Annotated in this window: 1 protein-coding gene; it reads left to right on the top strand. The window is 42.4% G+C overall.

All coding sequences use genetic code 11. From position 1 onward, the window contains the following. The coding region (locus AAEY83_RS14635; RefSeq protein ID WP_351060000.1) for a hypothetical protein at positions 1–276 on the top strand (276 nt) is incomplete at both ends.

The following is a 276-nucleotide window of genomic DNA, read 5'->3' on the forward strand; positions in this document are numbered from 1 at the left end:
CTTGCAAGCCTAGAGGGGCAAGTACAAGCCCAGCAAGATAAACTAAGCGATGCACAGCATCAGCAACATGTTATACACACCGAGCTTACCCGCGCGGAGCAACAGCAAATAAATGTAAAGCAACAAACTCAAACGCTTAAACAAAATTTAATTAAATTACAGCAACGCCAAATTCAAAGTGCTGAGGTAAAATCGCAGCAGCAAATTGTGTGCGAGCAACTTAATGAAGCTCTGCAAGAGGCAAGTGAGAATGCCTTAATATGTGAAGAGCAAGTT

The sequence above is a fragment of the Psychrobacter sp. TB20-MNA-CIBAN-0197 genome (assembly GCF_040309765.1).
In the GTDB taxonomy this organism is placed as follows: domain Bacteria; phylum Pseudomonadota; class Gammaproteobacteria; order Pseudomonadales; family Moraxellaceae; genus Psychrobacter; species Psychrobacter submarinus.